Source organism: Stenotrophomonas sp. STEN029 (assembly GCF_056760015.1).
On the sequence record NZ_JBRREC010000064.1, the window covers coordinates 1 to 14,726 of the forward strand.

Annotated in this window: 15 protein-coding genes; 8 read left to right on the top strand and 7 right to left on the bottom strand. The window is 62.0% G+C overall.

Annotated features, from left to right (window positions below; all coding sequences use genetic code 11):
- Window positions 1-108: 108 nt before the first annotated feature.
- The 6 genes from ACVOLI_RS13960 to ykgO all read right to left on the bottom strand — a co-directional run bounded on the left by ACVOLI_RS13960 (window position 109) and on the right by ykgO (window position 4,728).
- Entirely contained in the window at window positions 109-1,341 is a 1,233-nt protein-coding gene (locus tag ACVOLI_RS13960; RefSeq protein ID WP_481614877.1) for a TraB/GumN family protein, read from the bottom strand.
- Window positions 1,334-1,864: an N-acetyltransferase family protein gene (locus ACVOLI_RS13965; RefSeq protein ID WP_481614878.1), complete on the bottom strand. Its 531-nt coding sequence runs from the start codon at window positions 1,862-1,864 to the stop codon at window positions 1,334-1,336. The genes ACVOLI_RS13960 and ACVOLI_RS13965 overlap by 8 nt, the downstream gene beginning before the upstream one ends.
- Before the next feature lie 11 nt (window positions 1,865-1,875).
- The gene (locus ACVOLI_RS13970) at window positions 1,876-2,763 is read right to left on the bottom strand and encodes a carbon-nitrogen hydrolase (RefSeq protein WP_481614879.1); all 888 of its coding nucleotides are present in this window, start codon (window positions 2,761-2,763) and stop codon (window positions 1,876-1,878) included.
- A 204-nt stretch (window positions 2,764-2,967) separates the two neighbouring features.
- The gene (locus ACVOLI_RS13975) at window positions 2,968-4,005 is read right to left on the bottom strand and encodes an agmatine deiminase family protein (RefSeq protein WP_481614880.1); all 1,038 of its coding nucleotides are present in this window, start codon (window positions 4,003-4,005) and stop codon (window positions 2,968-2,970) included.
- Between the two features lie 69 nt (window positions 4,006-4,074).
- Window positions 4,075-4,404 (bottom strand): hypothetical protein, encoded by a 330-nt coding sequence (locus tag ACVOLI_RS13980; RefSeq protein ID WP_481614881.1) that lies wholly within the window; start codon window positions 4,402-4,404, stop codon window positions 4,075-4,077.
- Window positions 4,405-4,602: 198 nt separating this feature from the next.
- Window positions 4,603-4,728, bottom strand: a complete 126-nt coding sequence (gene ykgO / locus ACVOLI_RS13985; protein ID WP_057628212.1) for a type B 50S ribosomal protein L36 — start codon at window positions 4,726-4,728, stop codon at window positions 4,603-4,605.
- Between the two features lie 191 nt (window positions 4,729-4,919).
- Between ykgO and cmk the strand changes: the two genes are divergently transcribed.
- The 8 genes from cmk (at window position 4,920) to galU (ending at window position 13,231) form a co-directional block, all read left to right on the top strand.
- Complete coding sequence (gene cmk / locus ACVOLI_RS13990; RefSeq protein WP_481614882.1) at window positions 4,920-5,594, top strand: (d)CMP kinase; 675 nt, start codon at window positions 4,920-4,922, stop codon at window positions 5,592-5,594.
- Between the two features lie 193 nt (window positions 5,595-5,787).
- The gene (gene rpsA / locus ACVOLI_RS13995) at window positions 5,788-7,473 is read left to right on the top strand and encodes a 30S ribosomal protein S1 (RefSeq protein WP_481614883.1); all 1,686 of its coding nucleotides are present in this window, start codon (window positions 5,788-5,790) and stop codon (window positions 7,471-7,473) included.
- Between the two features lie 87 nt (window positions 7,474-7,560).
- Window positions 7,561-7,866, top strand: a complete 306-nt coding sequence (locus tag ACVOLI_RS14000; RefSeq protein ID WP_057628209.1) for an integration host factor subunit beta — start codon at window positions 7,561-7,563, stop codon at window positions 7,864-7,866.
- Between the two features lie 96 nt (window positions 7,867-7,962).
- Window positions 7,963-8,262 carry a lipopolysaccharide assembly protein LapA domain-containing protein gene (locus tag ACVOLI_RS14005; RefSeq protein ID WP_481614884.1) on the top strand — a complete coding sequence of 100 codons (300 nt, stop codon included), beginning with the start codon at window positions 7,963-7,965 and terminating at the stop codon, window positions 8,260-8,262.
- 6 nt (window positions 8,263-8,268) lie between these two features.
- The gene (gene lapB, locus ACVOLI_RS14010; RefSeq protein ID WP_481614885.1) at window positions 8,269-9,447 is read left to right on the top strand and encodes a lipopolysaccharide assembly protein LapB; all 1,179 of its coding nucleotides are present in this window, start codon (window positions 8,269-8,271) and stop codon (window positions 9,445-9,447) included.
- 24 nt (window positions 9,448-9,471) lie between these two features.
- Window positions 9,472-10,422, top strand: coding sequence for an MraY family glycosyltransferase (locus ACVOLI_RS14015; protein ID WP_481614886.1), 951 nt, complete (start codon window positions 9,472-9,474; stop codon window positions 10,420-10,422).
- 14 nt (window positions 10,423-10,436) lie between these two features.
- Entirely contained in the window at window positions 10,437-12,353 is a 1,917-nt protein-coding gene (locus tag ACVOLI_RS14020; RefSeq protein WP_481614887.1) for a polysaccharide biosynthesis protein, read from the top strand.
- On the top strand, window positions 12,353-13,231 hold the full coding sequence (gene galU / locus ACVOLI_RS14025) for a UTP--glucose-1-phosphate uridylyltransferase GalU (RefSeq protein ID WP_481614888.1): 879 nt from the start codon (window positions 12,353-12,355) through the stop codon (window positions 13,229-13,231). The genes ACVOLI_RS14020 and galU overlap by 1 nt, the downstream gene beginning before the upstream one ends.
- Window positions 13,232-13,470: 239 nt before the next feature.
- Here the strand turns inward: galU and ACVOLI_RS14030 are convergent, their stop codons facing one another.
- Entirely contained in the window at window positions 13,471-14,679 is a 1,209-nt protein-coding gene (locus ACVOLI_RS14030; RefSeq protein WP_481614889.1) for an acetyl-CoA C-acyltransferase, read from the bottom strand.
- Window positions 14,680-14,726 lie beyond the last annotated feature (47 nt).

Genomic DNA, 14,726 nt, shown 5'->3' on the forward strand with positions numbered 1-14,726 from the left:
AGCAAAGGCCTCAAAGCAAAGGCCTCAAAGCAAAGGCCTCAAAGCAAAGGCCTCAAAGCAAAGGCCTCAAAGCAAAGGCCTCAAAGCAAAGGCCTCAAAGCAAAGGCCTCACCCAGCCAACTTCCCATAAACACTGAAACCGGTAAGCCACAGTCCCAGCATGCTGCCGATATTGGTCAGCATGAAAGTCAGCACGATGCGGGTAACGCGATTCCGGTACCAGCCTTTCAGGCTCTGCGCATCATCACGCAGTTGCAGGAAATCCTGATACGTCGGCTTGCGCAGGCGCGTTTCCACCAGCGCCGAAAACGCACCGGTGGGAATGCTCAAACGGAAGGGCTTGAACGGCGCAACCACGATCGCGGTCAGAATGCTCAACGGATGGCTGGCAGCAAGCAATGCACCCAAGCCAGCCAGGCCGCCGGTGAACATCGCCCAGGTCAGCAGCATGTCGGCACCCATGCCCATGCCGCCCTTCCAGAAACCAAACCCGATCCCGCCCAGCACGATGGCCAGGATGCCCAGCGTGATCCACGGGATGTTGCGCTTCTTCGGCACCGATTCCAGCTGCTCGCGCAGCGGGCCAGGGGCGTCGGTGTCGGTTTCCAGGTAACGGGCCAGTCCGGCAAGGTGACCCGCGCCAACAACTGCCAGCACATTGCGTTGCTCGCTGTTGTGTTCCTCGCGCAGACGCGTAGCCATGTAACGGTCGCGTTCGCCGATGATGGCTTGATACAGCGCCGGGCTTTCATTGGCGAATTCGCCGAAGCTCGACTCCAGCATGTCGCCCTGCTTGAGCTTCTCGATTTCTTCTTCGCCTACATCCTCGGATGAGAACAGGCCGGCGCCCAGGCCCATCACCAGCTTGACCTTGCCGAAGAAGCCCAGGCTCTGCGAAGCGCGGCGGAAGGTGAGGCCGACATCGCGGTCGATCAGGTGCACGGGCAGGTCGTTGGCCTTGGCCAGTTCCACCGCGCGCTTCAGTTCAGCACCGGGTTCGATCCCCAACTGCTCGGCGAGACGGCGTTGGTAAGCGGCCAGCGCGAGGTTGGCGGCAAACAGCGCCACGCGGCCCTTGCGGATCACTTCGACCAGATCCAGCTGTGCCAAGGCGTTGGGGTTGGTCAGCGCCTGCAGGCGCTGCGGGTCCAGCTCGACTGCGACCGCGTCGTACTGGCCGCTGGCGATGGCCTGCTCAACCGCTTGTACGCTGGCTGCAGAGACGTGGGCGGTGCCCAGCAAGGTGTAGCGCACGCCGTCGCGTTCAACCACGCGCACAGGCTGGCCGGCGAGCAGTTCGCCGCCGGTTTCGATAGAGGAGTCAGTCATTGCTTCATTCATTGGATGGGGCGCTGTCGGCACCGTCGCCGAGTGCGCGTTGCATCTGTACCGTGTCCAGCCAGCGACCGTGCTTGCGGCCAAGGCCGCGGAACACGCCAACCAGCTCAAAGCCAAAACGTTCGTGCAGTTTGATCGACGCGGTATTGATCGGTTCGCCGATCACCGCGACCATCTGCCGGAAGCCGCGTGCGGTGCATTCGTCGATCAAGGCCTGCATCAAGGCCTTGCCAATGCCTTTACCCTGGAAGCGAGCATCGACGTAGACCGAGTTCTCCACGGTCCACTGATAGGCGATGCGGGCGCGGTAGCTGTTGGCGTAGGCGTAACCGGCTACCTCGCCGTCGATGGTGGCGACGAGATAGGGAAAGCCGCGCGTGGTGATGTCCTGCATGCGCTGCGCCATCTCCGCCGCGGTGGGGACTTCGTACTCGTAGGTGTTCACCAGCTCGCGCACCTCCACCGCGTAGATCGCGGTGATGGCCGGGATGTCAGCGGGGGTTGCGGTGCGCAGCTGCAGGGTCATGTCAGGTCCGGTCAGTCGATGTAGCGCTTGAGCAGGTCGCCGTAGGCATCGATGCGGCGGTCACGCAGGAACGGCCAGATCCGGCGCACGTGCTCGCTGCGCTGCAGGTCGACGTCGCAGACCAGCAGGGTTGCATCGGTGCCGGCTTCGGCGATGAATTCACCTTGCGGGCCCAGCACGTGGCTGTTGCCCCAGAAGTTGATGCCGGAAGCGCCCAGTGGCGAGGCTTCGTGGCCGACGCGGTTGCAGCTCAGCACCGGCACGCCGTTGGCAACGGCATGGCCGCGGTGGCTCAGCACCCAGGCATCGCGCTGGCGGTTCTTCTCGTCCTGCACATCGTCCGGGTCCCAGCCGATCGCGGTCGGGTAGAGCAGCAGCTCGGCACCGGCCAGGGCCATCAGGCGGGCGGCCTCCGGATACCACTGGTCCCAGCAGACCAGCACGCCGAGGCGACCCACCGAGGTCTCGATCGGCTTGAAGCCGATGTCGCCGGGAGTGAAGTAGAACTTCTCGTAGAAGCCCGGGTCATCGGGGATGTGCATCTTGCGGTACTTGCCCAGCAAGGTGCCGTCCTTTTCGAAGACAACGGCGGTGTTGTGGTACAGGCCAGCGGCGCGGCGCTCGAACAGCGAGCCGACGATGACCACGCCATGTTTCCTGGCCAAGGCGCCGAGATGTTCGGTGCTGGGGCCGGGAATCGGCTCGGCCAGGTCGAACTCATCCACCGATTCGTGCTGGCAGAAGTACGCGCCGTTGTGCAGTTCCTGCAGCAGCACCAGTTTCGCGCCCTGCGCGGCAGCCTCGGCTACGCGTGCATCAATCACGGCCAGGTTGGCGGCGGCATCACCGTGGTTTCGTTCCTGCACCAAGGCGACGGTAAGAGGGCTGCGCGAGTTCATGCTGCGATCCTGCGGGGGAAAGGACGAATGTTAACGCGGATGTGGGCCGGCAATGCGGTCTGGGCTGAACGGAGGGGCTGCGGAGATGGCGCCTTTACGGTAGAGCCGAGCCATGCTCGGCTGAACAGCACGTCGCGTATCCGTGCTTCATGACGCCGGAACGAACAGCAGCCGAGCATGGCTCGGCTCTACAGGTGGATCAGCTCAGTTTTTCAGCAGGCCGGCTGGCAGCTGCATGGTGATGCAGTGCAGGCTGCCGTTCTGCCAGATCAGCGAGCGGCAGGGAACCTGCACGATTTCGCGGTCGGGGAAAGCCTGTGCCAGTACGTCACGCGCGACACCATCGGCGGCGTCGCCATAGGCCGGCATCAGTACCGCGCCATTGATGATCAGGAAATTGGCGTACGAGGCTGCCAGACGGCGGCCTTCGTCCAGAACCGGCTCCGCCCAGGGCAGCGGGAACAGGCGATACGGCTTGCCGTCGCTGGTGCGCAGTGCGGCCAGTTCGGCGCCCATGGCCTGCAGCTCGGCGTAATGCGAATCTTGTGGGTCGTCGCAGTTCTGGTAAACGATGCTGTCGGCCGAGGCAAAGCGGGCGAGGGTATCGATGTGCGCGTCTGTGTCGTCGCCTTCCAGGTAGCCGTGGTCCAGCCACAGCACGCGGTCCTGCTGCATCCAGCTGGCCATGTCGGTGCTGAGTGAATCGCGGTCGCGCTCGGGGTGGCGTTCGTGCAGGCACTTCCAGGTGGTCAGCAGGGTGCCGGCACCGTCGGTGTCGATGGCGCCGCCCTCCAGCGCGAACGGAATGCTGCGAACCTGCGCGTTGTTGAACACCTGAGCCTGGTCGAGCACGCCGACAAGTTGGTCATCGAGGCTGGCTTCGAACTTGCCGCCCCAGCCGGTGAAGCGGAAATCCAGCAGCTGGAAGCTGCCGTCGGCGCGCTTGAGGGTGATCGGGCCGGAATCGCGCAACCAGGTGTCGTCGTAAGGTGCGGTGACGAACTGCACGCGATCCATGTCCACGCGGTTCGAGCGCAGGCGCATTTCCGCGTAGGTCTCGATGTCGTCATCGGCCACGCAGATCAGCACCGGCTGGTAGCGGGTGATGGCGCTGACCAGGGCGATGTAGGTTTCCTCAACCTCGGCCAGGCGCGCGGCCCAGTCGGTGTCGGCGTTCGGCCAGGCGATCAATACGCCGGACTGGGTTTCCCATTCGGCTGGAAAGCGGAGCGTTTCGTTCATTCTTCTCGGATGCTTTTTGCCCGGTCGGGCGTTGGGGCGGCAGGCCGGGGCCTGCCGCCTGGAAAGGGGTCAGCGGATCGGTGGCTTTGGCCCGATTTCATCCGGGCCGGCCTGGCGGGCGACCACGTCGATCACGCGCTGCTTCTCGAAGTACACGGTAAAAGCCGGATAAACCCAGCGGTTGATGGTTGGCCATTGCCGTTTCTGGCCGCCGCGCGGGTCCATGCGCTCGCTCGGTGCGCCGAAGCGGGCTTCCACCTCGGCCATGCTCTGGCCGCGGGCCGGGATGGCCTGGGCCGGCTTCTCCTGTGCGCGCTCGATCAGCAAAGTGTCAGCCTGCGCTGCCGGCGCGGCGGCAAGGACGGCGATCAGGCTCAGAATCTTGAATGCGTGCTTCATGGTCACATCTCCCCAGAGGACAGGTTGGGATTACAGCAAAAATTGACGATGAAAGTGTGGTCCTGCGTCGTTGTTGCTGCATGCACTCAGCCATGCGTCACCGCGGTGCCTGGCCCGGTACGCAAAAAGCCGCCCGGAAGGCGGCTTTTTGGCGTTGCCTGACCCCTGAGGATCAAGCCCTGGCTTGCGCCAGTTGGCTCAGCGCTGGCGAGCCTTGAAGCGCGGGTTCGACTTGCAGATCACGAAGATCTTGCCGCGACGGCGCACAACTTTGCAATCACGGTGACGGGTCTTCGCCGACTTCAGGGAGGACAGAACTTTCATGACATACCTCGGCGGATACTGGTAAGGAGATCTTAGGAGCGTGGCCGCGGATATGCAGGGTAACGCCCGTTCAAGCCCGCCATTCTACTGGGTATTTCCGCGCCAGTTCAAGTGCTTGCGTGCAAACGGGTGCGGGCAGGGCAGTGCGGGGCGTTAGAATAGCCCGAATCTCGTTCCAGACAGGCGTTTAAATGAGCCAATTGCCTCCCGTTCTCACCATTGATGGCCCGTCCGGGGCTGGCAAGGGTACTGTCAGCCGCATCATTGCCCGCCAGCTGGGCTGGCATTACCTGGACTCCGGCGCGCTGTATCGCGCCGTGGGTGTGGCCGCCAGCTGGGCTGATATCGATACCTCCGATGCCTCGGCGCTGGTGCGCTGCACCTTTGACACCAAGGTCCAGTTCATCGAGCAGGGCGAGAGCCTGCGGGTACTGGTCAACGGCAGCGACGCCACCGATGAGCTGCGTCTGGAGACGACGGGAGCACTGGCCTCGGCCATTGCCGCCATCCCGGAGGTGCGGGCCGCGCTGAAGGAGCGTCAGCGCGCATTCAGGGTTTTGCCCGGGTTGGTGGCTGATGGCCGAGATATGGGAACCGTCATCTTTCCTGATGCCCCATTCAAGGTTTTCCTGACCGCGAGCGCCGAGGAGCGGGCCGAGCGGCGGCATAAACAGTTGAAAGAAAAAGGGGTTTCGGTTAACTTTGAAGACCTCCTGCGTGAGATCATGGCCCGCGACGCCCGTGATGCACAGCGCGCAGTGGCGCCCCTGAGGCCGGCCGATGACGCCATCCTCATCGACACCAGCGGTATTGGCATCGACGACGTCGTTGCCAAGGTGCTGGGTCTGGTTTCCAAGGAAGCCTGATCCTCGCAGCGTTGAGTGCGGTCAGTTGATCGATCGCAGTCGTAGCAAAGATGTTGCAACAACCCGCTGCGCAATGGTGCGTGGTGGGCTTTTTCATTCACCTTCGGCCGCTGTCATGGGGTCGTCCAACAGGCTGGACAGTACGGGTTTTCGCAACAGATCCGCTGTCCATATGTTCAACTGAGTAAATCTAATGACCGAATCATTTGCAGAACTGTTTGAAGCCAGTCAGGCCAATCTGGCCAAGCTGAAGCCCGGTGCCATCGTTATCGGTACCGTCGTTGAAGTCCGCGGCGACGTGGTCGTGATCAACGCCGGCCTGAAGTCCGAAGGCATCGTGCCGATCGAACAGTTCCGTAACGACGCTGGTGAAATCGACGTGGGCGTGGGCGACCAGGTAAAGGTTGCACTGGACTCGATCGAGAACGGCTTCGGCGAAACCGTCCTGTCGCGCGAGAAGGCAAAGCGCGCCATGGTGTGGGACGAGCTGGAAGAAGCGTTGGAAAAGAACGAAACCATCACCGGTCGCATCAGCGGCAAGGTCAAGGGTGGTTTCACCGTGGATATCAAGGATGTCCGCGCATTCCTGCCCGGTTCGCTGGTCGATGTGCGCCCCGTGCGCGACCCGGCCTACCTGGAAGGCAAGGAGCTGGAATTCAAGCTCATCAAGCTGGACCGCAAGCGTAACAACGTGGTCGTGTCGCGTCGTGCAGTTGTCGAGAGCGAGCACTCGGAAGAGCGCGAGCAGCTGATGGACAAGCTGCAGGAAGGCGCAATCCTGAAGGGTGTCGTCAAGAACCTGACCGATTACGGTGCATTCGTGGACCTGGGCGGTATCGACGGCCTGCTGCACATCACCGACATGGCATGGAAGCGCGTGCGCCATCCGTCCGAAGTCGTGAACGTCGGCGACGAGCTGGACGTGCGCGTGCTGAAGTTCGACCGCGAGCGCAACCGCGTTTCGCTGGGTCTGAAGCAGCTGGGCGAAGATCCGTGGGACAACATCGCACGTCGTTACCCGGCCAACAGCCGCGTGTTCGGCAAGGTCTCCAACGTGACCGATTACGGCGCGTTCGTTGAGATCGAGCCGGGCGTGGAAGGCCTGGTGCACGTGTCCGAGATGGATTGGACCAACAAGAACGTCAACCCGTCCAAGGTTGTCCAGGTTGGTGATGAAGTCGAAGTGATGGTGCTGGACGTTGATGAAGAGCGTCGTCGTATCTCGCTGGGCATGAAGCAGGTTGCTGCCAACCCGTGGGAAACCTTCGCTGCCATCTTCAAGAAGGGCGACAAGGTTTCCGGCCAGATCAAGTCGATCACCGATTTCGGTATCTTCATCGGTCTGGACGGTGGCATCGACGGCCTGGTTCACCTGTCGGACATCAGCTGGAACACCACCGGCGAAGACGTGGTTCGCAACTTCAAGAAGGGCGACACCCTGGACGCAGTGGTCCTGGCCGTCGACCCGGAGCGCGAGCGCATCTCGCTGGGCGTCAAGCAGCTTGAGCAGGATCCGTTCGGTCAGTACATGGCTGCCAACCCGAAGGGCTCGAAGGTCGAAGGCGTCGTGAAGGAAGTTGACGCCAAGGGCGCAACCATCGAGCTGGCTGACGGCATCGAAGGTTACGTTTCGGCACGTGACGTCGCCAACGAACGCGTCGACGACGCGACCCAGTTCCTGAAGGTCGGTGACAAGATCGAAGCCAAGTTCGTGGGCATGGATCGCAAGGGCCGTACCCTGCAGCTGTCGATCAAGGCCAAGGACGATGCGGAAATGCGCGAAGTGCTGGAGGAATACCAGTCCTCTTCGGCTTCCAGCGGCACCACCCAGCTGGGCGCGCTGCTGCGTGCACAGCTGAACGGCAACAAGTCCGAGTAATCGGCTTCCTGTTGTAGATTTGACCTGGCGGCCCGGTCATCAGTCCGGGCCGTTTCAGGGTAAGACCCTGCCATTGACGAGTACGCAATGACCAAATCCGAATTGATCGAAATCCTCGCGCGCCATCAGGCGCACCTGAAGGCTGATGATGTCGATCTGGCGGTGAAGTCGTTGCTGGAAATGATGGGTGGGGCGCTGTCCTCCGGCGATCGCATCGAGATCCGCGGTTTCGGCAGTTTTTCCCTGCATTACCGCCCGCCGCGTCTTGGCCGCAACCCGAAGACGGGTGAGTCGGTTGCGCTGCCGGGCAAGCATGTGCCGCATTTCAAGCCGGGCAAGGAGCTGCGCGAGCGCGTCAGTTCTGTGGTGCCGCTGGAAAGCGACCCTGCCTGAGTGGTCCTGGCTGGGTGTTGCGCAGCAGATTGACTGCTGCCATTTCTTCCGCTGAACGGTAAGCTACGGGCTCTTGTTACAGGAGTAAGCCGGCGCATGAAGACCGTTCGATTAGTGATTCTGCTGGCAGTGTTGATAGGCGGTCTGGTGATCGGCTCGCTCAACTCGCAGCCCATCGAAATCAGCCTTGCGTTCTGGGTGCTCAAGACCACCTCGGGTATCGCAATCATTGCATCGCTGTTGCTCGGCGCCCTGGTGGGCGGGGGCATGGTGATGGCGGCGCTGGTGGTGCCGATGTACACCAAACTGCGTCGCGCCAACAAAGCTGCTGCCCTGACGGCATCAGAACCTGCTGCGCCTGCCGCGCAGACGCCTTCTCCTTTTGACGGACGCTGAGCAACGATGGCCTTCATCAGTGAGTGGTTCTGGTTTTTCCTGTGCCTGCCGGTTGCCGCGATCGCCGGCTGGGTGATTGGTCGTCGCAGTGGTCAACGCCACAGCGAGAATCAGGTCACCCGTCTTTCCAGTACCTATTTCCGCGGCTTGAACTATCTGCTCAACGAGCAGCCGGACAAGGCCATCGAGTTGTTCCTGCATATTGCGGAACTGGACAAGGAAACCTTCGAGACCCAGGTTGCGCTGGGACACCTGTTCCGTCGTCGTGGTGAAGTGGACCGGGCGATCCGCCTGCACCAAGGTCTGGTCAATCGCAATGACCTGAGTGACACGCAGCGCGTGCAGGCCTTGCTTGCGCTCGGCGAGGACTATATGAAGTCCGGCCTGCTGGATCGTGCCGAAACCGTGTTCACCGAGTTGGCGCAGCTCGACCAGCGTGCCCCGCAGGCCTTGAAACATCTGATCGGCATCTACCAGGCCGAGCGCGATTGGGAAAAGGCCATCGAGAACGCAACCCGCTATGAAGCGGTCACCGACGAGCCGATGGGCAAGCTGATCGGGCAGTTTGAATGCGAACTGGCCGAGCGTTACCGCGCGGCCGGGCGGTTGGATGACGCGCGTGCGGCGATCAACCGGGCCAATGTCGCCGATGCGATGAGTGTGCGCGCAGGCATCATCGAAGGTCGCCTGGAAAGCGATTTCGGCAACGACGAAGCGGCCGTGCGCGCGTTTGAGCGGGCGGCACGCAATGATCCGGACTACCTGCCCGAAATCCTGCCGCAGTTGCTGAAGAACTACCGCAATGTCGGTGATCTCGCAGGCGCACGTGCGTTCCTGGCTGAGATGACCGAGCACTACCGCGGCATCGCGCCGGTGTTGGCGCTCACCCGCTTGATGGAAGAGCAGGAGGGGCCGGCACCTGCACGCGCCTATCTGGGGCGCCAGCTCAAGGATCGGCCATCGGTGCGCGGTGAGTCCGCCTTGATCGATCTGACCTTGGCCGAAGGTGCTGATCCGGTCGCCACCCTGCAGGACCTCAAGCACATCACCGATCAGTTGCTGGTCCGCAATCCAGCCTATCGCTGCACGCGTTGCGGCTTCGGTGCGCGGACGCACCACTGGCAGTGTCCCAGCTGCAAGGAATGGGGTACGGTCAAGCCGCTATTGAACTTCGCGGTGCTCTGAGTGCCGGGACCGCATTACTGGTTGGTGCTGCTGGTGCTGGCTACCGCAGCAGCGGTAACCTGGCTGGCGATCCGCTATGCGCGCTGGCAGCAATTGATCGACCAGCCTGGTGAGCGTCGCAGTCACATCGTATCGACTCCCCGCGGCGGCGGCATCGGCATTGTGGTTTCACAACTGCTGGCCTGCGCGTTGGGTGCTGTGTGGTTGCCGGGCCATGCGCTCGTGCTGTTGGTGTTCGCGCTTGGCCTGTTGATGGTGGCGGGAATCGGCTGGTGGGACGATCACCGTTCGCTGCCCGCGTTGCCACGGCTATGCGTTCACTTGTTGGCCGGACTGATGCTGGCGGTATTGGTATGGCTGGGCACCGGTAGTCTGCTGAAGGCCGTGTTCTGTTTTGGACTGGCCGTGTCGCTGGTGAACATCTGGAACTTCATGGATGGCATCAATGGCTTGGCCACTACCCAGGCCATCCTGGTCGGGCTGGGGGCGGCATGGATGCTGCCGGCGCCCTATGCGTTGTCCGGCTGGGTGCTGGCAGCAGGTTGTGCGGGATTCCTGCCATTCAACTTTCCCCGGGCTCGGATTTTCATGGGTGACGTGGGTAGTGGCGCGCTTGGCTATCTGGTGGCCGGTCTGCTGGCGCTTGGGCTGAGTGTTACCGACAGGGCGCCGGTACTGTGGCTGATGTTGCCGGCGGTATTTCTGGCGGATTCGGGCTTCACGTTGTTTTCACGAATGCTGAAAGGCGAGCAATGGATGCAGCCGCATACCCAGCATCTGTATCAACGCTTTGTGAAGCGTGAATACAGTCACGTAGCTGTTACGCTGGGGTATTCGCTCTTCAGCCTTGTGGGGCTTACACTTGCAGTGCAATTTTCAAGGCTTCCCCTAGGTTGGGGGTGGGCAGGGGGTGTTACCTGGCTGGCTGCTACGGCACTGGCATGGGCCCTTCTGCGTGCGAAGGCACTTAATTAAGGACAGAGTTCTTTATGGCGTCTTGGTTCGAGCGCTTTGTTGGCGGTGGCCCACGCTATGCGGTAATGCTTCACGACCTGGTGATGGTCTGGTTGTGTTGGCAGTTACTGCTGATGGCACGCTTTGCCTTGCTGGATGCCGGTCCCGTTCATCCCTGGTTTTCGCTCGATGTTGCGGCGGTCATTGCGATCCAGGCGGTCGCGTTCTGGAAGGTTGGGCTGTACCGGGGCCTGTGGCGATTTGCGTCGGTTGCCGACCTGATCAATATCTTCAAGGCCAGCTTCATCGGGCTGCTGGCGATAGTCATGGTGTTTTCCTATCGTCGTCTGGAAGGTATTCCAATATCCGTGTTGGTGGTTTACCCCTTCGCGTTGTCCGCGATGCTGGGTGGACCCCGCCTGCTTTACCGAGCATGGAAGGACTACCAGGCACAGCATTCGGATGCCCGCGCACGGCGCGTGCTGGTATTGGGGGCCGGTCAGGCTGCCGAGTCACTGATCAAGGATCTGCGTCGGTCCGGCGACTATGAGCCGGTGGGCTTGCTGGATGACTCCCCACATCTGCAGGGCGCTTGGTTGCATGGCGCGGCAATTCTCGGCACCTTGGACGAGGTTGCGGTGGTTGCAAAAGAGACCAGCGCCAAACTGCTGGTCATTGCAATTCCCACGCTTGATGCCGCGGGCATGCAGCGGGTGGTAGCACTTTGTGAGAGCACCGGTTTGCCATTCCGCACGGTTCCGCGATTGACCGATATTCTGGAAGGCAGCTCGCTGCCAGGTCAGCTCAAGGAAGTCGCCATCGAGGACCTGCTTGGGCGCAAGCCCATCCTGCCGGATTGGGAGCTGCTGCGCAGCTGGCTGCGCGGGCGTACCGTGCTGGTGACTGGCGGTGGTGGCTCCATTGGTTCGGAGCTTTGTCGTCAGTGCGCACGGCATGGCGTATCGCGCATCGTGGTTCTGGAAATCAGCGAGCTGCTGATGATCAACATCCAGGCGGAGCTGAGCAGGAGCTTCCCGGATCTGGAGATCCACTGCGTGCTAGGTGATTGCGGCGATCCCGCGGTCATCCGCCACGCGCTGCATAGCTACAACCCCGATACGGTGTTCCATGCTGCCGCCTACAAACAAGTGCCGTTGTTGGAGGCACAGTTGCGCGAAGCAGTGCGCAACAACACCTTGTCGACCGAATGTGTTGCAACAGCCTGTATTGAGTCGCGGGTCGAGAACTTCGTCTTCATTTCGACCGACAAGGCGGTTGATCCGGCCAATGCTTTGGGCGCAACCAAGCGCTACGCCGAGATGATCTGCCAGAGCTTGAACCGGCGCAGCGCCCACACCCGCTTTGTCACCGTTCGTTTCGGCAATGTGCTGGGCTCGGTGGGGAGCGTGGTGCCGATGTTCCGTGAGCAGATCCGCAAGGGCGGCCCGATTACCGTCACCCATCCCGATGTAAGTCGCTATTTCATGACGATTCCGGAGGCCTGTCTGTTGATTCTGCAGGCGGCGGCTTCGTCTTCACGTGGGGCGATCTACATGTTGGACATGGGCGAGCCGGTGTTCATTCGCCACCTTGCCGAGCAGATGATCAGGTTGGCGGGCAAGCAGCCCGGGATCGATGTTCCCATCGTCTACACCGGCTTGCGCCCGGGGGAGAAGCTGCACGAGAGCTTGTTCTACGCCGACGAGAACTGCCAGCCGACGGCGCATCCGAAAGTAATGGCCGCAGGGGTGCGCGAGTTCTCTCCAGAGTTGGTATTGAACAACGTGGCGGCACTCCGGAAGGCTGTTGCAGCCTATGATGTGGAGGCGATGCGCATTATCCTTTCGGCAACGATTCCCGAATTCATGTCTGCCGAAGACGTGACGGAACAGTCGGCGGGGGGCAATATTGTTCCGTTTCCCAACTCCAAAGAAGGTGGAAGAAGTCACTGATGCACGGTCGAATCAAAAAAGCGGTATTCCCCGTTGCCGGGCTTGGAACGCGCTTCCTGCCGGCCACTAAAACCGTGCCGAAGGAAATGCTGCCGATCATTGATCGGCCGTTGATCCAGTACGCGGTTGATGAGGCGATCGAGGCCGGTTGCGATACGTTGATCTTCATCACCAACCGCTACAAACATGCGGTCGCTGACTACTTCGACAAGGCCTACGAACTGGAGCAGAAGCTGGAGCGCGCTGGCAAGCAGGAGCAGCTGGAGCTGATTCGGCACGTTTTGCCCAAGGGCGTGCGTGCGGTGTTCGTGACCCAGACCGAAGCGCTTGGTCTTGGCCATGCCGTGCTGTGTGCCAAAGCGATCGTTGGGGATGAGCCGTTCGCGGTGCTGTTGCCGGACGACCTGATCTGGAACCGCGGCGACGGCGCGCTCAAGCAGATGGCCGATCTGAATGCTGCCACCGGCGCCAGCGTCATTGCGGTGGAAGACGTGCCGCACGACAAGACCGGTAGCTACGGCATCGTTGCCACCGACAAGTTTGATGGCCGCAAGGGGCATATCAGCCAGATCGTTGAAAAGCCGAAGCCGGAAGATGCGCCGAGTGATCTGGCGGTCGTTGGTCGCTACGTGCTTAGTCCGAAGATCTTCGAGTTGCTGGAGGCCACCGGCGCCGGCGCAGGTGGCGAGATCCAGCTGACCGATGCGATCGCGCAGCTGCTCAAGACCGAGCAGGTAGATGCGTATCGCTTTGAAGGTACGCGTTTTGACTGCGGTACGCATCTGGGCCTGGTCGAGGCCACTATGCGTTTTGCGCTGGAGAACGAGAAGTTGGCTGGGCCGGCGCGCGAGATGATGCAGAGGATGCTGGCGGAGTGACTGCTGGCTGGCATTGTGGGCGCTGATGCTGTTTGTCAGCGTTGTTGAAAGGCGGCCGGGAGGCCGCCTTTTTGCTTTCTTGGGGCTGCTGCTGTTCTGTAGAGCTTAGCTGTCTGGAAAGTGCTTGCCGAGCATGGCTCGGCACTACATGTGTTTCGGACAGTGGCTAGAGTGCGGGGAAAACAACGAAGAAGGCGGCCATGAGGCCGCCTTCTTCAATCAGCGCAACAGCAAACCGCTTACAGCGATTCAAAGATACCCGCAGCGCCCATGCCGGTACCGATACACATGGTGACCATGCCGTACTTCTGCTGGCGACGGCGCAGGCCGTGCAGCAGGGTGGCGGTGCGGATCGCGCCGGTGGCGCCCAGCGGGTGGCCCAGGGCGATGGCGCCGCCCAGCGGGTTGACCTTGGACGGATCCAGCCCGCAATCACGGATGACCGCCAGCGACTGCGCGGCAAAAGCTTCGTTGAGCTCGATCCAATCCAGCTGGTCCTGGCTCAGGCCAGCCTGCTTCAGTGCCTTCGGAATCGCCGCGATCGGGCCGATGCCCATCACTTCCGGGCGCACGCCGGCGACCGAGAAGCTGACGAAGCGGGCCAGCGGGGTCAGGCCGTAGTCCTTGATCGCCTGCTCGGAGGCCAGCAGCACCGCACCGGCACCATCGCTCATCTGCGAGGAATTGCCTGCAGTGACCGAACCGCCGAACTGGCCGTTGCGGAACACCGGGCGCAGCTTGGCCAGGCCTTCTGCGGACGAATCCAGGCGCGGGCCTTCGTCGGTGTCGGCCAGCTTGGTGCGGGTGATGATGCGCTTGCCATCGGCCACGTCAGGCAGGTGCGAGACGATGTCGTAGGGGCTGATCTCGTCCTTGAACTCGCCGTTCTGGATCGCGGCGATGGCCTTCTGGTGCGAGGCCAGGGCGAATGCGTCCTGTTCTTCGCGCGAGACCTTCCATTCCTCGGCGACCTTCTCGGCGGTGATGCCCATGCCGTAGGCGATGGCGACGTGGTCGTTGTCGAACACGCTCGGTGCCATCGCGATCTTGTTGCCCATCATCGGCACCATCGACATCGACTCGGTGCCGCCGGCCAGCATCAGGTCGCTGTTGCCCAGACGGATCTGGTCAGCGGCCATCGCCACGGCCTGCAGGCCGGACGAGCAGAAGCGGTTCACCGTCTGCGCGGCGATGGTGTTGGGCAGGCCTGCCAGCAGCACGCCGATGCGCGCCACGTTCATGCCTTGCTCGGCTTCAGGCATAGCGCAGCCGATGATGGCGTCGTCGATGCGGTTGACGTCCACGCCCGGGGCCTGTGCGACCACGGAGCGGAGTACGTGGGCGAGCATGTCGTCCGGGCGGGTGTTGCGGAACATGCCCTTGGGCGCCTTGCCAACCGGGGTGCGGGTGGCGGCGACGATGTAGGCGTCCTGGATTTGCTTGGTCATTGCAGTGATCTCTTCAATAGGTGTGAGCGTGAGGGCGGGCGAGGGCG